The organism is Mesorhizobium sp. M2A.F.Ca.ET.046.03.2.1 (assembly GCF_003952425.1).
Lineage (GTDB): Bacteria > Pseudomonadota > Alphaproteobacteria > Rhizobiales > Rhizobiaceae > Mesorhizobium.
Genome location: NZ_CP034449.1, coordinates 3474067 through 3493984, shown reverse-complemented (window position 1 = coordinate 3493984; position 19918 = coordinate 3474067). Strand labels below are relative to the sequence as shown.

Annotated in this window: 20 protein-coding genes and 1 pseudogene; 16 read left to right on the top strand and 5 right to left on the bottom strand. The window is 59.4% G+C overall.

Going from position 1 to position 19918, the window contains the following annotated elements; translation table 11 throughout:
- Positions 1-499 precede the first annotated feature (499 nt).
- On the top strand, positions 500-1732 hold the full coding sequence (locus tag EJ072_RS16765; protein WP_126063819.1) for an MFS transporter: 1233 nt from the start codon (positions 500-502) through the stop codon (positions 1730-1732).
- A 155-nt stretch (positions 1733-1887) separates the two neighbouring features.
- Here EJ072_RS16765 and EJ072_RS16760 read toward each other — a convergent pair whose 3' ends face one another.
- On the bottom strand, positions 1888-3024 hold the full coding sequence (locus EJ072_RS16760) for a ChuX/HutX family heme-like substrate-binding protein (RefSeq protein WP_126063818.1): 1137 nt from the start codon (positions 3022-3024) through the stop codon (positions 1888-1890).
- Positions 3025-3609: 585 nt separating this feature from the next.
- Between EJ072_RS16760 and EJ072_RS16755 the strand changes: the two genes are divergently transcribed.
- The 15 genes from EJ072_RS16755 (at position 3610) to EJ072_RS16690 (ending at position 15110) form a co-directional block, all read left to right on the top strand.
- Positions 3610-3930 carry an iron-sulfur cluster assembly accessory protein gene (locus tag EJ072_RS16755; protein WP_029356570.1) on the top strand — a complete coding sequence of 107 codons (321 nt, stop codon included), beginning with the start codon at positions 3610-3612 and terminating at the stop codon, positions 3928-3930.
- Between the two features lie 17 nt (positions 3931-3947).
- Positions 3948-4118 carry a hypothetical protein gene (locus EJ072_RS36005; protein ID WP_165349961.1) on the top strand — a complete coding sequence of 57 codons (171 nt, stop codon included), beginning with the start codon at positions 3948-3950 and terminating at the stop codon, positions 4116-4118.
- A 158-nt stretch (positions 4119-4276) separates the two neighbouring features.
- A complete protein-coding gene (gene nifS / locus EJ072_RS16750) occupies positions 4277-5488 on the top strand; it encodes a cysteine desulfurase NifS (RefSeq protein WP_126063817.1) in 1212 nt (403 codons plus the stop codon).
- A gap of 180 nt (positions 5489-5668) precedes the next feature.
- On the top strand, positions 5669-6046 hold the full coding sequence (nifW, locus tag EJ072_RS16745) for a nitrogenase stabilizing/protective protein NifW (protein WP_024505239.1): 378 nt from the start codon (positions 5669-5671) through the stop codon (positions 6044-6046).
- A 188-nt stretch (positions 6047-6234) separates the two neighbouring features.
- A complete protein-coding gene (locus EJ072_RS16740) occupies positions 6235-7086 on the top strand; it encodes an electron transfer flavoprotein subunit beta/FixA family protein (RefSeq protein WP_126063816.1) in 852 nt (283 codons plus the stop codon).
- Positions 7087-7102: 16 nt separating this feature from the next.
- Positions 7103-8212 carry an electron transfer flavoprotein subunit alpha/FixB family protein gene (locus EJ072_RS16735; protein WP_126063815.1) on the top strand — a complete coding sequence of 370 codons (1110 nt, stop codon included), beginning with the start codon at positions 7103-7105 and terminating at the stop codon, positions 8210-8212.
- Positions 8213-8222: 10 nt separating this feature from the next.
- Positions 8223-9527 carry an FAD-binding protein gene (locus EJ072_RS16730; RefSeq protein WP_126080604.1) on the top strand — a complete coding sequence of 435 codons (1305 nt, stop codon included), beginning with the start codon at positions 8223-8225 and terminating at the stop codon, positions 9525-9527.
- Positions 9528-9539: 12 nt separating this feature from the next.
- Complete coding sequence (locus tag EJ072_RS16725) at positions 9540-9839, top strand: ferredoxin family protein (protein ID WP_024505235.1); 300 nt, start codon at positions 9540-9542, stop codon at positions 9837-9839.
- A 396-nt stretch (positions 9840-10235) separates the two neighbouring features.
- A complete protein-coding gene (locus EJ072_RS36810; RefSeq protein WP_300980046.1) occupies positions 10236-10583 on the top strand; it encodes an alpha/beta fold hydrolase in 348 nt (115 codons plus the stop codon).
- 933 nt (positions 10584-11516) lie between these two features.
- On the top strand, positions 11517-11588 hold the full coding sequence (locus EJ072_RS36385; protein ID WP_245467364.1) for a helix-turn-helix domain-containing protein: 72 nt from the start codon (positions 11517-11519) through the stop codon (positions 11586-11588).
- Positions 11589-11861: 273 nt separating this feature from the next.
- Positions 11862-13343, top strand: coding sequence for a nitrogenase cofactor biosynthesis protein NifB (gene nifB, locus EJ072_RS16710; protein ID WP_024505233.1), 1482 nt, complete (start codon positions 11862-11864; stop codon positions 13341-13343).
- A 29-nt stretch (positions 13344-13372) separates the two neighbouring features.
- Complete coding sequence (locus EJ072_RS16705) at positions 13373-13567, top strand: 4Fe-4S binding protein (protein WP_024505232.1); 195 nt, start codon at positions 13373-13375, stop codon at positions 13565-13567.
- A gap of 85 nt (positions 13568-13652) precedes the next feature.
- Positions 13653-13973: a nitrogen fixation protein NifZ gene (locus EJ072_RS16700; RefSeq protein ID WP_024505231.1), complete on the top strand. Its 321-nt coding sequence runs from the start codon at positions 13653-13655 to the stop codon at positions 13971-13973.
- On the top strand, positions 13970-14182 hold the full coding sequence (gene nifT, locus EJ072_RS16695; protein WP_024505230.1) for a putative nitrogen fixation protein NifT: 213 nt from the start codon (positions 13970-13972) through the stop codon (positions 14180-14182). The genes EJ072_RS16700 and nifT overlap by 4 nt, the downstream gene beginning before the upstream one ends.
- 34 nt (positions 14183-14216) lie before the next feature.
- Positions 14217-15110: an SIR2 family protein gene (locus EJ072_RS16690; protein WP_126080603.1), complete on the top strand. Its 894-nt coding sequence runs from the start codon at positions 14217-14219 to the stop codon at positions 15108-15110.
- Positions 15111-15417: 307 nt separating this feature from the next.
- Here EJ072_RS16690 and EJ072_RS16685 read toward each other — a convergent pair whose 3' ends face one another.
- The 4 genes and pseudogenes from EJ072_RS16685 to EJ072_RS16670 all read right to left on the bottom strand — a co-directional run bounded on the left by EJ072_RS16685 (position 15418) and on the right by EJ072_RS16670 (position 19863).
- Positions 15418-15984 (bottom strand): sugar O-acetyltransferase, encoded by a 567-nt coding sequence (locus tag EJ072_RS16685; RefSeq protein WP_024505228.1) that lies wholly within the window; start codon positions 15982-15984, stop codon positions 15418-15420.
- 582 nt (positions 15985-16566) lie between these two features.
- Positions 16567-17610: pseudogene (gene nifA, locus EJ072_RS16680) on the bottom strand (nif-specific transcriptional activator NifA); the annotation flags it as partial.
- A 762-nt stretch (positions 17611-18372) separates the two neighbouring features.
- The gene (locus EJ072_RS16675; protein ID WP_126057636.1) at positions 18373-19581 is read right to left on the bottom strand and encodes a beta-ketoacyl-[acyl-carrier-protein] synthase family protein; all 1209 of its coding nucleotides are present in this window, start codon (positions 19579-19581) and stop codon (positions 18373-18375) included.
- Entirely contained in the window at positions 19582-19863 is a 282-nt protein-coding gene (locus EJ072_RS16670) for an acyl carrier protein (RefSeq protein ID WP_126057635.1), read from the bottom strand. It abuts the gene before it with no gap.
- Positions 19864-19918: the final 55 nt, after the last annotated feature.

Sequence of the window (19918 nt, the reverse complement as noted above, 5' to 3'; positions counted from 1 at the left end):
TTATCCCAGAATTGGGAGCAACGGCTTCAAAAGGGATAACTCATCACCTCAATTTTGTCGATCGCGCGGCCATCGAACCGCAGCCATCGATCAGACTTCCGCCTCGTTGCACTCATTGCGACCGCCTTGGTGCTTGCGACAACCGCTCAATTCTGGCTGCCAGGATAACCACATATGGCGACGGAACTTCCTGCTTCAAAGCAATATAGAGATCGTCGATCATCCCCCCATCAAGGCCTCGATCGAGGACACCGCGTTCGGCTTGCTTGGTTCGCAGTGAACAGACCGCACTTCGACGAATGCGATCGATGCGACCGCGCCGAGAACTCTCCCGCATTGTCGACGGTTGGGTCCGTCGGCCCTCCGATGAGGCCTCGGATGCGTCGGGCGCCGAGGCCTCGACTGATGCCGACTGGCCGCCGCCGGAAGGTCTCGCGGCTTTGATCCCCGGCGATGTAGCCACCCCTGCTGCAACAGCTCCTAGCCGGAGAACTCATTCATGACCGAATCGGCGACAGATTTAGTGGACGCGGCTTTGTTCGACCGAGATCGGCTTGACCCAGAAAGTCCCTATCAACGTTCTGGCCCTGCATGGGGTGCCATCATTTCGCTTTCCTTCGGCACCTTCGGGCTTGTGACGGCAGAGTTTCTGCCCGCCAGCGTTCTGACACCGCTCGCGCATGATCTCCGTATCACCACGGGCACGGCTGGACAGGCGCTAACAGCGACCGCAATCGTCGCGGCGATCTCGGCACCGATAATCGCCATCGTGACAAAGCGTCTGGACCGCAGGGTCGTCATCTGGGCGATGACGCTCCTGCTGATCCTGTCGAACGTTCTGGCAGAGGTTGCGGGGTCGCTGCCGGTTTTGCTGGCGGCACGCGTCGTCCTTGGCATATCGCTTGGTGGTTTTTGGTCTATTTCGGCAGCGTTGGCGATGCGGCTGGTTCCAAGTCACCTCATGCCGCGCGCCATGTCGATCATCCTCACCGGCGTTTCTGTCGCCTCCGTCTGCGCGGCTCCAATCGGCGCTTATGTCGGTGACATTTGGGGATGGCGAGCCTCGTTCAAGGTCGCCGCAATCGTGAGTGCCGTTGCGCTGCTCGTGCAACTCGTAACCATTCCGCCACTGCCTCCGATCGAAGTGCGCAGATTCCGCAGTCCGCTGGATGTCGCGAAGAATCCGGCGATGAAGGTTGCGGTGCTAGTCGTGCTATTGGTCGCTTCCGGCCATTTTGCCAGCTTCGCCTACATCCGCGCCTTTCTCGAGAGCGTTCCTGCGCTCGAAAAGAAGTCAATCCCGCTCGTGTTCCTTGCTTTTGGCACGGCCGGCGTCTTCGGCAATTTAGCCGGCGCATTCCTCACCAAACACAGTCTCAAGGCGGTCGCGGCCCTGCCGCCCCTGCTCATTGCCGTAGCCGCTGTCTCGCTCCTGACTATGGGAGCATCGGCCTTGACCTCGGCAATTGCAGTTGCCGTATGGGGCTTTGCTTTTGGCGCGGTCCCGGTCGGATTGCAGACATGGATGGTGCTACGCGCCGCTCCGAAACAGGCCGAGAGCGCTGGTGTACTGATGGTCATAACCTTCCAAGTGGCCATCGCAGCCGGCACAACTTTCGGTGGCCTATTGGTGGATCACACGGGTATTGCCAGTGTCTTTGTCTACAGCGCGGTTGCCACGTTCCTCGCTGTCTTGACAGTATTTTTGCTCGGCCCGAACCGCAAAACCTGACCGCCTGGTGGGGAGTGACGGTCGGCGGCGTTCACGCTATTGCCACCTCTGAGCTCGGCCCAAAGGCCGCGGCTTCGTCGTAACCATGCGGTCGATGGGCAGCGCCAAATTGCTTCCTGCTCATCGCGTTGCGATAATACAGCGCGCTTATTGCGTCATCGTGTCCCCGGTCTCGGCTTCAATGCCCGGCTACTGGCTGCGGAGGCAGATGGGCGCCGGCGTCCCACCGACGACGATCGGTCTTTTCTCATGTAGCTGTCGGGGAAACGAGGCAGGTTTTCCGCCAGAACCCGCCAGTCGTCGCGCTCGCGTTCGCCTTCCTTGCGCGCACCGAACAACTGGATGATGATCTTGCCGTCGGACCCATATGCTTCGAGCGAGGTGACGTGACTGTCATTGGTCGGCTTGCGCACGGCCCAAACCTCACGGATTTGGTGGGTCCTGAGATGCAGCCGGAACGTTTCGTCCAGCACATGGATGCACGGCCCGATCTGCTTGACCGACTTGATTAAGCCGGAATGGGTCTGGATAGAACCTCGGTTGCCGACGAAGCACATGATCGGCAATTCGTCTTCGGCCGCACGCTGGAGCACGGCGCCAACTGCGGCATTGTCGAGCAGCCAAGCGTAATCCTGGCCGACCATGCGCAAAGCCTGGCAGCGGCTGAGCTTGAGCGTCTTTAGAAGGTTGACGTCAGTCAGCCGGCTCCAGTGCTCGCGTAGGTCGTCCACCGTGCCGGCCCAGTCCGCAGTCCTCGCGCCCAGGTCGGCTACTCTCGCCTTAAGCGACATGGTCGGCTCCTGGTTGGCGGATACGAGCTCGGCCACCAGCTTTCGATAGGCATGAAGGTTGGAGACCGGCCTGAGATGCACCTTATGCACTGCTGCGCCGGTGGCGTCGAAGAATTGCAAACTGCGCTGGATTCCGCCGCGATGGCGCCTTTCAACAGCGAAACCATACCTCCAAGCTTGCGGGAAGACGCGAAGGTCGAATTCGTCACCAAGGACCATGGCGTGATTGTTGCCGGTTATCACTCTGTTGAAGACGCCAATCTTTTCGTGCACGGCACCTTGATTGCGGGTCAGCGCCGTCACTTCGCCCACGAATTCGAGGCCCGTCAGAACGTGATTGACGCGCGGGTCGATGCGTGCCGCGCCGAAACCGCAATGGGCCGCGACCAGTTCCGCTTCCGAAATGGCCAATTGGGCTGCGAAATCACGCGCGGGAATGTTCGGACAGACTTCCCACGCACGCCGGATTTCGTTGGGCGACCGCTTCTTGCGCTGATCCATGTTTTTACCCCTGCCCCGTTCTTCTTTTGACGATCGATCGAAAAACGGGCCTCAGGGTGTGCACGGCGGACGCGATCGATCGTCAGGCACATGCCAGTCGAATCCTGTCTCCGGGCGGTCAGCGGCCAATCGCCGGTAGAGAGCGATTGTTGGGTGGTCGGCGCCAATCGGCCGATCGAGCATTCGGGTACCACCGGCGGTGCTGCTTTCCCACTCAAGGCGGGTCTGATGGATCATATTGCTCTCCTTCGTTCTTCGATTGCGAGGGCAACCCAAAGGTGAATCGGCCGGCAATTTTGCCGCCGCAACGAAGGCTTCACAAAAATCGTGCCAGTTGCTCCGCGGCAAGCTCTGAACATCTTTGGCTCTGTTCATTGCTTTACGCGTGAGTGCATCGCGAACTCAGGCGCCCTTCCTGTGACGCGGACGCGACAAATCCGACAGTAAGTGTCGGTTGTCGGACGTCTCCCCAGCAATCGAGCATAAGAGACGTCGGGATGTCCTACGGTTTTTGACACGTCTTCCCTTTGGCACGGTCCATGCGAGATGATCCGCGAAAACGTCGGACCGAGGAGAAATCGAGCCATGATTACGCTCACCGACAACGCTGTTGCCGCCATCAAGGCCGCTCTTTACCGCGCCAGCGAGCCGGCGGAAGGATTTCGCATCATGGTCCATGCCGGCGGCTGCGCCGGCTTCCAATACTCAATGGGCCTGGAGAGCGTCTCACGTGAGGGCGATGCGATCATCGAGCGAGATGGGCTCAAGGTGTTCATGGATAGAGGCTCCCAACCCCATGCAGCCGGCATGACCGTGGACTTCGTCACTGGGCTCGAAACATCCGGCTTTGTTTTCGATAACCCCAATGCGCGTGAGACGTGCGGCTGCGGCAAGTCCTGCAAATGATTGCGAGGGAACAGGCTATGTTCGACTATAGCGACGCCAAGGAATACTGCGTCGAACCGGCACCGCCGGCGCTCTGGAACCGGCCGACACGCACTGTCGGCCCGGAACAATTGCGTTCGGTGATGCGCCAAATCGCGATCATCGATCGTTGCCGTGGGCAAGCAAACAAAATTGCCCGAAACAGCTGAATTCCCGGCAGATGCCGCCACCAAAGGGCAATGTCGACAGCGACCGGTCAGCCAAGCCATCGCTCGCCCGGCCGCCCACCTTACCAGATACGATATGCGCCAGAGGTTCAATGGCCCGCCTACCCTTGAATCATTTCAGCAGTTGAAGGATCACTCCCATGAACCCTGTCTATCTCGACAACAACGCAACGACGCGGGTTGATCCTGCAGTCGTTGGAGCGATGTTGCCTTTCTTTACGGAGCAATTTGGCAATCATTCGTCCATGCACGCCTATGGCGCATCGGTTGCTGAAGCCGTGAGAAAGGCGAGGCAACAGTTGCAAGCCCTCATCGGCGCGGGATTCGAGGACGAGATCATCTTCACCTCGGGCGGGACTGAAAGCGACAGTACAGCCATCCTTTCGGCGCTGGAGGTGATGCCCGACCGAACGGAAATAGTGACTTCCGCGGTTGAACATCCGGCCGTTCTGAAGTTGTGCGCGCACCTTGAAAAGACGCGCGGCGTCAAGGTGCACATTATCCCAGTCGATCACCACGGCCGGCTCGACCTGGACGCCTACAGAACCGCTCTCACTCCACAAGTGGCAATCGTCTCGATAATGTGGGCGAACAATGAGACCGGTACGATCTTTCCCGTGGTTAAGCTTGCCGATCTAGCCAGGGAAGTCGGCGCGCTTTTCCACACTGATGCAGTGCAGGCGGTCGGAAGGCTTCCGATTGAGCTGAAATCGACCGCGATCGACATGCTGTCGCTCTCCGCCCACAAGCTGCATGGTCCAAAGGGGATAGGCGCGCTTTATGTAAGACGTGGCGTGCGCTTCTCCTCCATGATCAAGGGTGGGCACCAAGAGCGCGACCGGCGTGCAGGCACTGAAAACACACCCGGCATAGTCGGACTGGGCATGGCGGCCGAACTCGCCTTGAAATTCATGGACGAGACAAAACGAATAAAATGGTTGCGCGACCGCCTTGAGAACGGGATCATCCAGCGCATCCCAAACACATCCATCAACGGCGATCCGCAAGAGCGATTGCCAAACACTGCAAACATTGGATTCGAAGGTATCGAAGGCGATGCAATTCCAATTGTCCTGAGCCGGCTGGGAATCGCCTGTTCCGCCGGGTCCGCCTGTGCCTCTGGCTCACTGGAACCGAGCCATGTTCTGATCGCTATGAACGCGGCATGTGGGGCAGTCCGCTTCTCCTTGTCGCGTGACAACGGCGAAGATGACGTAGACCGCGTGCTTGAGGTCCTGCCTGCGATCACCGAGAAGCTACGGGCCGTTCCCAGTGCTGGACTGTGCGGGCGAGGTGCAGAACAGCTTCATTCCGGCCCGGGTCCGAGCGGCACAATAGCCGACGAGCCGTGAGGTCTTCCTCAACGTGACGACCCTGCGCAATGGAGAGCAGTCAAACTCGGGGTCGCCTTCACCACTTCAGAAAAGCTTGAGATCGCCAAGTCTCTTGCCCAGCCGCCGTGCCAGAGGTCGGCACGCCGTCAGCAATGTCACCAATGCATCGACACCACAATTACGCGCCGGGAGAATACAATGAACTGCTCCGCTGATAGCCGCCCGATCGATCGCACCGATATCCTAGCGCGACTGAAGGGCCTGTCGGCCGCGGAGGACTTCTTCGCCTGCCTTGGCGTCTCCTACGACCCGAAAGTGATGAATGTCTCGCGGCTCCATATCATGAAGCGCGTGGGCCAATACCTTGCCGAAGAAGATTTCTCCGGTCTGCCTAACCAGGTAATCGCCGCGCGGGTGCGCGCCAAGCTGGAACGCGCCTACGAAGATTTCGCGACTTCCTCGCCGCTCACGCAACGTGTGTTCAAGGTGCTAAGGGACCACGATCCAAACATATGTCCCGCACCTGGCCGCGCCTTCGTCCCGCTCGACTCTGCACTGAAGCGGTTCGGAAAGTAATGAGCCCGACACGGCTGCGACGCGACAATGTCGAGAAGTCGACAAATCCAGTCCTCATGACGCCTCCTCGGAAGCAAACGAAGCCACCTTCTGGAATAGAGGCAGGAAGACGACTTGGCATGAACGATGCAGGCAATGAGGCGAACCGCCAAGCACGAATCCGGACTGGGAGCTTAGAGAAACCGCCAATGCATATCGTAATCTGCATCAAGCAGGTGCCGGATTCGGCACAGATCCGCGTGCACCCGGTGACGAACACGATCATGCGTCAGGGTGTTCCGACCATCATCAATCCTTACGACCTGTTCGCCCTCGAAGAAGCGCTCAAACTGCGCGACGTTCATGGTGGCGAGGTTACTGTGCTCACAATGGGTCCGCCCATGGCGGAGGACTCGCTGCGAAAGGCGCTCGGTTACGGTGCTGACCGAGCAGTTCTCTTGACGGACCGCTATTTTGCCGGATCCGATACGCTGGCGACTTCCTTTGCTCTTTCGCAAGCAATCGCAAAAATTGGGGAGACTTTCGGCAGGCCGGACATCGTCTTCACCGGCAAGCAGACGATTGACGGCGATACCGCCCAGGTCGGACCGGGCATAGCCAAGCGCCTAGATTTATCGCAACTTACCTATGTCGCGAAGATTGCCTCCATCGATCTCGATACGCGAGAGATCGAAGTCGCGCGTCGCGCCGAAGGCGGCACCCAGTTGCTGAAGAGCAGACTCCCTTGCCTCATTACCATGCTGGAAGACACCAACGAAATCCGCCGGGGCTCGCTCCAGCAGGCTCTGTGCGCGGCGCGCAGGCAAGTCGTGAAGTGGACTGCAGCCGACGCCGGCATTGACGATCTCACCCGGTGCGGTCTGCGTGGCTCGCCTACAGTCGTCAAGCGTGTTTTCGCCCCCACCGCACGGGCAGAAAGGGCGGCGCAGATCGACACCGCGGAAAGGGGCTTGCAGGACATAGCCGATGAACTCATCGCCGATATCTTAACCCGCCGGCCGGCGCTGGAACATGAGCTGGCCTTCAACAGCGGCACGTGACGGCCAGGAGCAGAAAATGTCGACCGCAAGCCAAACCACCCCTCGCATTGCCCCCGGCCGTGCCGGTGTAAAGAAAGAACTTCCCGACCATTTCAAAGACTACCGGCACGTGTGGGTCTTCCTCGAGCTCGAACGCGGCAATGTGCATCCTGTATCATTCGAACTGCTGGGCGAAGGCCGCAAATTGGCCGACAAGCTTGAAGTCCAGCTCGCGGGCGTCGTGCTGGGACCGCCGGGCGAGATGGTCGAGGACGCTGTTGCCGAGGCCTTCGCTTACGGGGCGGATCTTGTCTACATCGTCGATGCGCCGCCGCTCGCCGACTACCGGAACGAGCCGTTCGCCAAGGCGCTCACGGATCTGGTCAATACCCATAAACCCGAAATCCTCCTTCTCGGCGCGACCACACTGGGCAGGGATCTTGCAGGCTCGGTAGCGACGACCCTGCAGACGGGGCTCACGGCCGACTGCACCGAACTTGATGTAGATTCCGACGGTTCACTCGCCGCGACCCGTCCGACTTTTGGTGGCTCATTGTTGTGTACGATCTATACACTAAATTACCGGCCGCAAATGGCGACGGTGCGACCAAGGGTCATGCCTATGCCGCAACGGGTGGATAAGCCGGTCGGGCGTGTCATGCGGCACAAGCTGTCGCTCGTTGAGGACGATATCGTCACCAAAGTCCTCGGCTTCCTACCGGATAACCAGTCGGCAATGGCAAATCTTGCCTATGCGGATGTCGTGGTTGCGGGAGGCCTCGGTCTCGGAGCGGCGGAGAACCTTCAGCTTGTGAAGAATCTTGCCCGAGCGATCGGCGCCGAGCATGGCTGTTCGCGCCCCTTGGTCCAGAAGGGCTGGATGCCGGCTGATCGACAGATTGGACAAACTGGCAAGACCATTCGACCGAAGCTTTACATCGCGGCCGGAATTTCCGGCGCCATCCAGCACCGAGTTGGGGTCGAGGGGGCCGATCTCATCGTCGCGATCAACACCGATCCGAACGCGCCGATTTTCGAGTTCGCCCACCTCGGGATCGTCACGGATGCAATCCGCTTCCTGCCCGCACTGACGGAAGCCTTCACCCGGCGGCTGTCGCCGCACAGTCGAGACAAGCTTGCGAGTTGAGGGAGAGGACATGATTGAACAATTCGATGCCATAGTGGTCGGAGCCGGCATGTCTGGAAACGCAGCTGCTTACACTTTGGCAAGCCAGGGGCTGAAGGTACTGCAGTTGGAGCGCGGGGAATATCCGGGCTCTAAGAACGTCCAGGGTGCCATAATGTACGCGAACATGCTGGAGAAGATCATCCCGGACTTCCGGGATGATGCGCCCCTCGAGCGGCACCTGGTCGAACAGCGACTTTGGGTGTTGGACGACACGTCTCACACCGGAATTCATTACCGGTCGGACGACTTCAATGAGGCGAAACCCAACCGCTACACGATCATTCGCGCCCAGTTCGACAAATGGTTTTCCCGCAAGGTGCGCGAGGCTGGCGCGACGGTCCTGTGTGAGACGACCGCGACGGAACTCGTCCGTGATGGCAATGGCAAGGTGATCGGCGTCCGCACAGACCGGGCTGGCGGAGTGGTCTTCGCGAATGTGGTCGTTCTCGCAGAAGGGGTGTCGGGATTGCTTGGCACTCGCGCAGGCCTGCGCGAGATGCCGAAGCCGGAGACCGTGGCGCTTGCCGTCAAGGAAATGCATTTCTTGCCCGAAGAGGTCATTGGCCAGCGGTTCGGGGTCAAGGGCGATGAAGGCTGCGTAATCGAGGCCGTGGGCACGATCTCTCGCAGCATGGCCGGGCTCGGCTTCCTTTACACCAACAAGGAGTCGATATCACTCGGCATCGGCTGCCTGGTCTCGGATTTCGCCGCGACGATGGAGAGCCCGTCCGCCCTCCTGGATGCGATGAAAAACCATCCTTCGATCCGGCCGCTGATCGCTGGCTCGGAGGTGAAAGAATATGCCGCCCATCTTATCCCCGAAGGTGGTTACAAGGCCATTCCGCAGCTCTTCGGCGACGGTTGGGTCATCGTCGGCGACGCAGCGCAACTGAACAATGCCATTCACCGTGAGGGTTCGAACCTTGCCATGACCTCGGGTCGTGTCGCGGCTGAGGCGATCATCAAAGTCAAAAGCCGCAACGGTCCTATGACCAAAGCGAACCTTGCGCTCTACAAGACGATGCTGGATGACTCCTTTGTGATCAAGGATCTTAAGAAATACAAGGACATGCCAGCCTTGCTCCACACCAATTCCAGCAACTTTTTTGACAGCTATCCGCGGCTGATGTCGCATGCCGCTCAGAACTTCATGCGTGTCGACGGCACGCCGAAGATCGAGAAGGAAAAGAACACCACGGCCGCCTTCATCAACGCGCGCTCGCGCTGGGGGTTGGTCAGCGACGCGGTCCGCCTGGCATTGGCATGGCGCTGAAGAGGGTACAAGATGACGATCGCAGTGACGAAGGTTCGTGTCGAGGACAAACTTTACCAGAACCGCTATCTGGTCGATTCCGGCCGCCCCCATATTATAGTGCGACCGCACGACAAGCCAAGCGCGAACTTGCTTGCGTTGACCTACGTCTGTCCGGCGAAATGCTATGAGTTGAATGACAAGGGTCAAGTCGAGATCACCGCCGACGGCTGCATGGAATGCGGCACCTGCCGGATATTGTGCGAGAAAGGCGGCGACATCGAGTGGAACTATCCGCGCGGCGGCTTTGGTGTCCTGTTCAAGTTCGGATGATCAGCCGGGACCGTGCCAAGAGCATGCCGGCAGCGAGCAACTGCGGCACACCATGAGCCTCTCCATCCACTTGCAAAGAGCTAGTGAATATTGGCCTTTCGCAATTCAAATTTCCTTGACTCGTTAGCGGTGTCCTCAGGCCACGGCGCTGCCCTGTGCGCCGGACTTACCACCGGTCACGTGGTCGAGCCCCTTTGGGACAACGCCCGGCCATCGTGCCGGATGGCAGCCACAACGGCCGGTGAGCAAGTGGAACGGCACAACCCATGGCAAAGACGTATGTGCTAGTGCATGGTGCCTGGCATGGCGGATGGTGTTGGCGGGACGTGGCTGCCAATCTTCGCAAGATGGGATGCCACGTGACCACGCCGACCAGGTGTCGGCGAACGCGCACGTTTGCTGTGCAAGGACATCACGCCCGACACATTCGTGACCGACATCGTCAACCACATTGTGACGGAAGAGCTGAGCGATGTGATCCTTGTCGGTCACAGTCTAGGCGGCATCAGCATCACCGGCGCCGCCGACCGGATACCCGACCATATCAGCCATCTCGTTTATCTCGACAGCGCCATCGTCGAGAGCGGTCAAAGTGTATTCAGCACCATGCCCCCGACATCGTCGCGGCCCGTCGAAAATTGGTTGCGGAGGAAGGACGGGGTATCTTCATGCCGACTCCGCCGCCAACAGCATTCGGCATTCCCGAGGGACACTCGCTCACGGACTGGGTGCGGCGCCGGATAACACCGCATCCGGCAGGCACCTACGAAAGCGGACTTAAGCTCGAGCACCCGCTCGGCAACGGCAGACCCCGAACCTATGTCGTCTGCACTAATCCACTCCACCCGCCGATGGCGGGAGCGCGAGAATGGGTCGCGAAGCAGGATGGCTGGGCGTGGCAGGAACTCGCCACTGGCCACGACGCAATGATCCTCGCGCCGACGGAAGTTGCTCTCCTTCTTAGCGCAGTCGGCTGAGGAACCAAGTAGGGTGAGCGGCGGCCGATTCTCAGGCCGTGGCCTTGAGCTCTGGTGCACGGATAGGCCCAACGGGTCGTTCCGGTGGCGCCACCGAAACCACTAGGCGGGAGTGGCCTGTCCTGCCGACGTCGCAAGCTTGCGAGCGTTCCGCCGCGGCCGCAGCCCGTAGCGCCGGGCAACCTCCGAGATCACCGCGTCGGCTCCAGGGTCTCGGAATGACTCCGTGCCTTGTCGTCCATCGACCAATGCCGCCGACCAACAGCGCCGTTGATCACCCTCGAAAACGCCGAGGCTGCCGCTCAGGGTCAATCGTAAGTTCAAGTTCAGACACAAGCCGATCTCCGATCCACCTCAGAATCGGCAGGCCCACAGATCGCGGGTCCTCCTGGAAGGACACAGCGCTTACCCTTGAAATATGGAGAACCATGGCTTTGCGCCGTCGGCAGTTGAGCTGATCTCGCAATGCTATTTCCCCGGCAACGTCCGAGCCGGAGAACTGCGTGCTTGGCGTTCTCCTCTGGAAGGAACCAATCTTTCGGAACGTGGCAATGTCATCGACGAGCTCTCACGGGCCAGCACGATGCCGGTTCGGCGCATCGGCGCCCCCTGAACACGAGATAGCCACTTGCGATTCTAACGATACGGCCGGACGGGGGCTGAGACCGCGGCGGACGGAGCGTGACGGCTGATCGACACAATGGAGAAGGCCGGCTGGGTTCAGGCTAATGCGGCTCGAATTCTCGGCCTCAAGCTGCGACAAGTCGGCTAGGCGATACGCCGGCATAGTATCGAGGTGAAGGAAATTCTAAGAGCCTGATGAGCCAATCGTCAGGCCAGTGGTCTTGCGCGCCCTGTGCGCGACAAGGAGTGCTTCGTGCTTCTGAACGGATTTGGACTTGCACTGTCGCAAGCAGGACAAAATTGTGTCGCGCCGGCCTGACACAATGCGATATCGACCCGAATAGTGAACTGAAGCCGCTTTTTTCAGTTGGTATGGCTCTTGCACCTTGAACCGCGACGTTACCAGCAACGGAGCCGTTTGATGTCCTCACCGACAGTTTCGATTGAGGGGCCGACTAGCACGACATCCGAGGGTTTTCTGGCAGCCGCGAAATCCGGTGGCTGCGCATCGTCCTCCTACGGCTCGTCGCCGACCAGCCCGGGCGAAGGGGATCCGGCTATTTGGGAAAGGATCAAGGATCACCCCTGCTTTTCGGAGGAAGCGCATCATTATTTCGCGCGTATGCATGTGGCGGTCGCGCCGGCTTGCAATGTCCAGTGCAACTATTGCAATCGCAAATACGATTGCGCCAACGAGAGCCGGCCTGGTGTTGTGTCTGAGAAGTTGACGCCCGACCAAGCGCTACGCAAGGTCATCGCCGTTGCCAACAAAGTTCCGCAGCTTTCGGTTCTTGGCATCGCTGGGCCGGGGGATGCCTGTTACGATTGGGAGAAAACGAAGGCAACGCTCGACCGCGTCATCAGGGAAATCCCCGACATAAAGCTGTGCGTCTCCACTAATGGGCTCGTGCTGCCGGACCATGTCGCCGAGCTTGCCGAAATGAATGTTGATCACGTGACGGTCACCATCAACATGGTCGACCCGGAAGTCGGCGCGAAGATCTATCCATGGATCTTTTATGAAAATCGCCGCTACTTCGGCATCGAAGCCGCTCGAATCTTGCACGCGCGGCAGATGCTGGGCCTGGAGATGCTGAGCGCGCGCGGCATCCTCACCAAAATCAACTCGGTGATGATTCCTGGAGTGAACGACCAGCACCTGTTTGAGGTGAACAAAATGGTCAGGGAGCGGGGCGCGTTTCTGCACAACGTGATGCCTCTGATTTCGGACCCGGCGCACGGTACCCACTACGGACTCATCGGGCAGCGCGGCCCAACGGCAATGGAGATGATGGCTCTTCAGGATCGACTTGAAGGTGGCGCCAAGTTGATGCGCCACTGCCGGCAGTGCCGGGCAGATGCTGTCGGCCTGCTCGGTGAAGATCGTGGCCAGGAATTCACGCTGGACGGGATTCCCGACGATGTCGCCTACGATGCTGGCAAGCGTCAGGCCTATCGGCAGGTGGTCGCACACGAGCGCCGTGATCATGAGGCGGCGAGGAGCGAGGCCATCGGTATGGTCAAGGCAACAGACTCCGAAAAGTCGCTTCTGGTTGCGGTGGCCACTAAGGGAGGTGGACGGGTCAACGAACACTTCGGCCACGCGAAGGAATTCCAGGTTTATGAAGTCTCGCCTAGAGGGATCAGCTTGGTCGGGCATCGGAAGGTCGAGCGGTATTGCCTCGGAGGCGGGGGCGAAGACGCCATCCTCGAGGGCGTCATCGCAGCGCTCGAAGGCATACACATAGTGCTATGCGCCAAGATCGGAAATCGCCCGAAGGAACAACTCTCGCGAGCTGGACTGCGCGTAACCGACGCCTATGGCCATGACTACATCGAGACCGCAGTCAGCGCACTTTACGCGGCAGAGTTTGGGATCAGACCACTAGCGGCGACGGCCTGAGCCGTCTCGTCCGATAACCAGGAGTTAGAATGGCTTTAAAGATCATCGCATCCCAATGTACCCAATGCGGGGCCTGCGAGTTCGAATGTCCTTCGGAAGCGATCAAGTTCAAGGGCGACGCCTATGTGATCGATCCAAACAAGTGCACCGAATGCAAGGAGGCCTTCGATACGCAGCAATGCGTGTCGGTCTGTCCGGTACCGAAAACCTGCGTTCCCGCTTGATTCCTACCGAAACGGTCGGGTTCGCCGCACGACGACGCCTGCAACCCGCGACCACAACAAAAGCCTCGAGAAAGGAATGGACAGCATGTGGTCCAGACGCGAACAGGAGGTCGAAATCGGCAGACCGCCACGGTTCATGCAGGGTGAGCGGGTCCGTGCGATACGCCACATAAAAAACGACGGCACCTATCCCGGCAAGGAGATCGGCGAAAACCTCGTGCGGAAGGGCGACGAAGGCTACGTGCGCGACATTGGAACCTTTCTCCAGCAATTCTTCATCTATGCGGTCGAATGGATCGATCGTGGCACGGTCGTCGGCATGCGAGCGCGCGAACTCATTAGCCTCGACAAAGTCGAGGTTCCCTGCGGAGCTGAAGGCATTTCCAACGGGGGAACAGCCGGATGAAAGTAATGATTCGCAGGACCGCTACTGGCTTGTCGGCTTATGTCCCCAAGAAGGATCTCGAAGAGCCGATCACCGAGATTGAGAACGCTGACTTATGGGGCGGGACCGTGACGCTCAGGAACGGTTGGCGGCTCATGCTGCCCGACCTTCCGCGCGACACGCGTTTGCCGATCACCGTCGAGGCGATGAAGATTTCCGACGGGGCCTGATGCCGGTGGGTTCAGTGGCGGAGAGGAAACGCGTATGAACACGATGCTGAGCTGGGACCATCTCGTCGTCGTCCGGGGCAGTTTTGCCAAAAAACTGATTGACCTGCTGAACGGCGCTCTCAAGGCCGATCGAGTGATCCCCTATCTCGGTCCTGGTCTTCTGCAGCTTAACCCACCGGAATCACCTGTACCTTGCACCCCTGAAGATGTCGCCGCGGCCCTCAACAAGCGGGCGCCTGCCCCTTCCAGGATTCGCACCAATATGTGGTCGGTCGCGCAGTTTATCGAGCAGCGCCGACATCGTCGGACTCTCCAAGCGTGGATGGCGGAGATATTCGCAGCCCCCGCCGAGCCGACCGTTCTTCACGCCTGGCTCGCAACCCTTCAACTGTCTGTCATCATCGACAGCTGGTACGATGGCGCCATGCGAGCAGCCCTTGCAGAGGCCGGCCAAACAGACGTTGTCGAGATACAAGGAACGACGCGCGCGACCGGAATCGGTAACATCTGGACGAGAACTTACGATTTGTCAGGAACAGAACTCGAGGCCGAACAAGTGGCTAGGACGGTGCTCTATGCGCCGCACGGCAGCGTCAGGCCGGCGGCAAACTTCCTCGTGGCTGATTCCGATTACGTCGAAGTCCTAACCGAAATTGATATCCAGACGCCGATCCCGGACGCGGTGAAGCAACGGCGCGTCAACCGGGGTTTTTTCTTCGTGGGCTGCCGCTTCAACGATCAGATGCTGCGCACATATGCCAGACAGCTGATGAAGCGCCCCACTGGCCCACATTTTGCGGTGATCGATTCGGCTACGCTGACCAGAAACGAACGTCGTTTCCTTGCCGAAGGCGCAATCACGGTCATCGACATGCCGATCCGCAACGCCGCGGCTCGCCTCGTCGGGGTCGATGCTAGCCAGGATTAATGGCCGGCGATTGCTGGTGAGTCGCTGCTTGCCTCCAAGGGCGAAAACTCAGTTGGGAATACATTCGTGAGTAGTAATGCTAGTGGCAGCACAACGTAGGCTCTGAATTCGTTGGGCGATGTGAAAGGGTCCGCTGCTGCGGGACGTGAGCACGTTGCGGCGGCATTACGCACATGATCTTGTGACCCCCGTGGCAAAAGAACTGAAGCGCCCGAGTCGCGACAACATATGCAGCGCTCAATGGCTTCGACAAAAATTCGGCACAGTTTCGACAGTTCGCATGCACCTCCAGGGTCAACGAGGTTGATTATGCCTGTTTATGTGGGTCGGCCACGCGAGCAGGAATTCCCACTACCTTTGCCCCGGCGGGAACATCTCGTGTGACCACGCAGCCAGCGCCTACCACTGCATTATCACCAATCGTGACGCCAGGCAGAATGATTGCTCCACCGCCGATCCAGACACGGCTGCCAATGTGAACAGGACGCCCGACCTGCAGGCCGGCCTGCCGCTGCTCGGCATCATGTGGATGATCGGCGGTATAAATCTGCACAGCAGGCCCAATTGCCGTTCCTTGCCCGATTTTGACCTCTACCACGTCAAGAATAACGCAGTTGAAGTTGATGTAGGCATTGGCTCCAATGCGGATATTGAATCCGTAGTCGCAAAAAAAGGGCGGACGGATGACCGTTCCGCGCCCAACCTCTCCCAGCCGCTCGGACAAAAGCTCATGCCAATGCCCCGTGGTCTGCCCCAGCGTATCATTGTACCGCTTGAGCCAAGCCCCGGTGGCCAACAGGTCAGCTTGGATCTCCGGATCCGCCGCATTGTAAAACTCGCCTGCGAGCATCTTTTCTTTTTGGCTACGCATCATAGTCTCCCGTCAGGTCGTGTCCCGTACAGTGATGCAGGAACGCACATCAAACTGCCTCGGCAACTTTGTAACTCGGTCTTGCCGGGCGCGCGGTCGGTCACGAGCCGGGGCGACAGTTTCGTCTCGACCAACTTCCGCGAATTTGGATATCGCAGATCAACCGGTCGCAGGGGCCAATACCTGACGAGGTCGGCAACTGTCCAGCGGTCGAACTCACTTTCATGCCCATCTCAGATTGCGTGATATCGAGCGGTAAGCCATCAGCTAATGTATCGACCAGGTCCCGCCAGCGGAGATCTGCGCGTCGCCTCTACGCATGCTGGCGTGTCACCAATAATACATCGATTATTTCTGGATCCAGGCACGTCGAATTGATTTGCCTTGCGGTGTAGAGCGAAGTTACTAGCCATAGGATTACTCCTTTTTAGTTTGTCAGTCGCAGAGCCCCAGTATGACTACGTGGTAGAAAGCACACGGCCGGAATCTTGGCAGCGCTGTTCACACCCACTTCGTAAGCCTGGCCGATGGGCTCGCCAGAGCACCAATGCTTGACCTGCTCCAGCTCTTGCTCGGCGGGTTGTTTCAGAGACGCTTGATCTCGATACCGCGTTTTCTCAGCACGTAGCCGATCTGGCGCGGGGTCAAACCGAGCAGGCGCGCCGCCTTTGCCTGCACCCAGCCACACTTTTCCATGGCAGCAATGACCGTATCGGCATCGGGCACCCTACCACGACTCGTGGCAGGGCCTATCGGCGCTTGCCCGTCGCCGACGGGCGGGGCGGCACAGGCGGCGGAAGGCTGGATCGTAGTCGACTTCTCTGACGTCGGCGGTCCGTTCTTCCACAGCGCCGCGGCCAAGCACTGATCCGCGTAACAGGCAAAGTCAGTTCTGAGGATTGATGGACCCGTCGCCAGAACTGCCGTCCGTTGAACGCAGTTTTCGAGCTCTCGGATGTTGCCTGGAAATTCGCAGTTCATTAGCACCTCAATCGCTTCGGGAGCGAAGGTCAGCGTGTGATCATTCTCAGTATTGAAATTCTTGAGAAACTGAGCGGCCAAGAGCGGAATATCACCTCGCCTTTCGCGCAATGCCGGCACGCGTAAAGTGACGACGTTGATGCGATAATAGAGGTCTTGCCGGAACTCCTTGCGTTGAACTGCCGTTTCCAAGTCCCTGTTCGTTGCGGCAATCACGCGAACATCAACTTTAATGGTGTGGTTGCTGCCGACGCGCTCAAACTCCTGCTCCTGCAGGACACGCAGCAGCTTAGCCTGGAACGAACCTGATATTTCGCCAATCTCGTCCAGAAACAATGTGCCTTTGTCGGCAGCCTCAAAGCGCCCCTTGCGCAAACTGCTCGCGTCGGTGAAGGCACCCTTCTCATGACCGAACAAGTCAGATTCCAGAAGCGTCTCGGTGAGCGCCGCGCAATTGACCTTGATGAAGGGCTGCTTGGCGCGAGGCGAGAGCTCGTGAATGGCTTTGGCAACCAGCTCCTTACCGGTTCCGGATTCACCTCGCAACAGGACCGTAGTCTTCGCCTTGGCCACCTTGACAAGGTGCTCACGCAGCTTGCGCAGCGCCTGACTATCGCCAAGCATCTCCTTGCTGATCTTTTTACGTTCCATTTGGCAGCCCATCCCACTCCGCCACCCGCCGGTAGAACTGCACTGGACGGTGAGCTGTGTTGTATTTCGTCATCATCATTCTCGATCTCACCTTTGTTGCTTCGAAATTTTCGGCGCGCGGACGCCCTCGGCAAATGGCAATGGCGCCTGAGCATCGTTGCCTTTCACCAGGACGAGCGTCTTCCTCCGCGCGGGCGCTCGCAATATGCGGTTTGCGCAGGCCTTTACTCGACCGGTCGCTGTTCTGTCCGGCTTCTGCCGCACCGCAGCCTGCAAACTCATCCTTGACAAGAAAGGAGGGGAGTCAACCGAGCTCTCCTTGCATTTATGCAAGGAAAATTGTCAGTTTGATAGAATTCTATCAAAACGGCAGAAACGCCCCGCCCCAGTTTGGCTGTACCTGCGGCGTTCAGCGTACGTGACGACATGTGCGGACTTGTCCCAATTGCCATCCGAGTTGTGCGGAACAGTAGCTGCTGCGCTGTTCGCTTCAACCGCGTGAGGCCGGAGACAGTAGAGACGGCGGCTCGTCGAGCGAGGTTTCATTGTTCGGCTACTAAACCGGCTGTCCTTTGGTGGGAGTTGGTTTCGCCCAAGTTCTGGGCCTGGGGGCGTCTAGCCCGTTTCGCCGCACAGGCTCCTTCCACATCGTCGAGGCCGAGAAGGAGGGACCCCACAGCTCTCCCTGTATCACAATGCCCCGCCCCTCAAGCAGCTAGATACGACAGGTGACCTCAAATGAGGCGTCTTGCATGGCTTCTACACCTGCCTGAATGCCAGAACTGCGTTCGTACCGCCCATGGCGAAGGCGTTGCTCATGGCGACGCGCACCTTGCGCTCGCGCGGCACATTGGGTGTGATGTCGAGGTCGCAAGCGGGATCTGGCTCGCGATAGTTGGCGGTCGGCGGCACGACGTCCTCTTGGATTGCCATCACGCAGGCGATCATTTCAAGCGCGCTCGCTGCGCCGAGGCAATGCGCGTGCGTGGACTTGGTGGAAGAGATGGACATCGAATAAGCGTGGTTTCCAAACACACGCTTGATCGCCGCCGTTTCAGTCTGATCATTGCTTTTGGTACCGGTGCCGTGCGCGTTGAGGTAGTCGACGTCCTCGGCATTCAGCCCGGCATCGGCAAGGCAGGCGCGCATCGCCGACGCTGGCCCCTCGACAGATGGCGCGGCAATGTGGAAGGCATCGGCGGAAAGGCCGACGCCGGCGATCTCGGCAAGAATTGTGGCACCACGCCTCGTGGCATGCTCGTAGCTTTCCAGCACGGCCATGCCCGCACCCTCGCCCAGCACCAGGCCCTTCCTATCGGCGGAGAAGGGCCGGCAGGTATCGGGTGAAAGCACGCGCATTGCTTCCCATGCTTTCAGCACGCCCCATGCGAAGGGTGCGTCGCTGCCTCCGGAAACCATTACGTCGGCCCGGCCCAGCTTGATCTGGTCCACCGCCGAGGCGATCGCATGGTTGGCCGAGGCACATGCGGAGGTCACCCCGAAGACCGGCCCGCGCAAGCCGAGGCTCAAGCTCACCTGGCCGGCGGCGGCGCTTGGCATCGTTTTGGGTACAGCGAGGATGCCAACTCGCCTCGCGCCGTCCAAAAGGAGGGCCCGGTAAGTTTCCTCCATCACATCCCAGCCCAAGCCGCCGACGCCCACTGTCGCGCCGAAGCGATGGGCATTCCCCTCGTCGCAGGAAAGTCCGGCCTGCCGCATGGCTTCGCGCGCTGCAAGCACGGCGAGCAAGCTGAAGCGGGCCATGGAGACGAACTGCTTGCGATTGATGTCGTGCTGGGGCAGCGCCTTGATCTCAGCGCCGGTCATGCCCTCCAGGTCATGAAGCTCGGAATTGGCGATCGGGCCGATGGCGGAGCGGCCTTCGCGCATCTCTTTCCACATAGAGGCGGCGTCGGTGCCCAGTCCGCACAGGCCGCCCACTCCGGTGATAACGACGCGCCTGTCCATTCAAGCCTCCTTCGCAAGCAAGCCGCGGACGGCTTCCACGACGTCGCCGACATTCTTGAGATTGGACCAGGCATCGGCCGTGTTCATGTCGATCTTGATGCCGTAGGCCTGCTCCACATCCCAGAGGACGTCCGCCAAACCCAGCGAATCAAACCCGAGCGCGTCCAGTTCCGTGGCGATTGTTATCTCGCCGACGAATGACGTAGGCATTCCCTCACCGCTCTCCGACTCGGCGCGTTTCTTGATCAGGGCAATGACGTCCGTTGCGAATTGATCGGCCATTCTGTTTCCTGTCTTTCTTTCCCGCGTTTCGACCTGGACGCGGCTCAGTTCCTGA

What these genes read in the sequence shown, in the direction of transcription:
- EJ072_RS16765 (WP_126063819.1), top strand. Translation starts at nt 500, where the DNA reads ATGACCGAATCGGCGACAGATTTAGTGGACGCGGCTTTGTTCGACCGA.
- EJ072_RS16760 (WP_126063818.1), bottom strand. Translation starts at nt 3,024, where the DNA reads ATGGATCAGCGCAAGAAGCGGTCGCCCAACGAAATCCGGCGTGCGTGG.
- EJ072_RS16755 (WP_029356570.1), top strand. Translation starts at nt 3,610, where the DNA reads ATGATTACGCTCACCGACAACGCTGTTGCCGCCATCAAGGCCGCTCTT.
- EJ072_RS36005 (WP_165349961.1), top strand. Translation starts at nt 3,948, where the DNA reads ATGTTCGACTATAGCGACGCCAAGGAATACTGCGTCGAACCGGCACCG.
- nifS (WP_126063817.1), top strand. Translation starts at nt 4,277, where the DNA reads ATGAACCCTGTCTATCTCGACAACAACGCAACGACGCGGGTTGATCCT.
- nifW (WP_024505239.1), top strand. Translation starts at nt 5,669, where the DNA reads ATGAACTGCTCCGCTGATAGCCGCCCGATCGATCGCACCGATATCCTA.
- EJ072_RS16740 (WP_126063816.1), top strand. Translation starts at nt 6,235, where the DNA reads ATGCATATCGTAATCTGCATCAAGCAGGTGCCGGATTCGGCACAGATC.
- EJ072_RS16735 (WP_126063815.1), top strand. Translation starts at nt 7,103, where the DNA reads ATGTCGACCGCAAGCCAAACCACCCCTCGCATTGCCCCCGGCCGTGCC.
- EJ072_RS16730 (WP_126080604.1), top strand. Translation starts at nt 8,223, where the DNA reads ATGATTGAACAATTCGATGCCATAGTGGTCGGAGCCGGCATGTCTGGA.
- EJ072_RS16725 (WP_024505235.1), top strand. Translation starts at nt 9,540, where the DNA reads ATGACGATCGCAGTGACGAAGGTTCGTGTCGAGGACAAACTTTACCAG.
- nifB (WP_024505233.1), top strand. Translation starts at nt 11,862, where the DNA reads ATGTCCTCACCGACAGTTTCGATTGAGGGGCCGACTAGCACGACATCC.
- EJ072_RS16705 (WP_024505232.1), top strand. Translation starts at nt 13,373, where the DNA reads ATGGCTTTAAAGATCATCGCATCCCAATGTACCCAATGCGGGGCCTGC.
- EJ072_RS16700 (WP_024505231.1), top strand. Translation starts at nt 13,653, where the DNA reads ATGTGGTCCAGACGCGAACAGGAGGTCGAAATCGGCAGACCGCCACGG.
- nifT (WP_024505230.1), top strand. Translation starts at nt 13,970, where the DNA reads ATGAAAGTAATGATTCGCAGGACCGCTACTGGCTTGTCGGCTTATGTC.
- EJ072_RS16690 (WP_126080603.1), top strand. Translation starts at nt 14,217, where the DNA reads ATGAACACGATGCTGAGCTGGGACCATCTCGTCGTCGTCCGGGGCAGT.
- EJ072_RS16685 (WP_024505228.1), bottom strand. Translation starts at nt 15,984, where the DNA reads ATGATGCGTAGCCAAAAAGAAAAGATGCTCGCAGGCGAGTTTTACAAT.
- EJ072_RS16675 (WP_126057636.1), bottom strand. Translation starts at nt 19,581, where the DNA reads ATGGACAGGCGCGTCGTTATCACCGGAGTGGGCGGCCTGTGCGGACTG.
- EJ072_RS16670 (WP_126057635.1), bottom strand. Translation starts at nt 19,863, where the DNA reads ATGGCCGATCAATTCGCAACGGACGTCATTGCCCTGATCAAGAAACGC.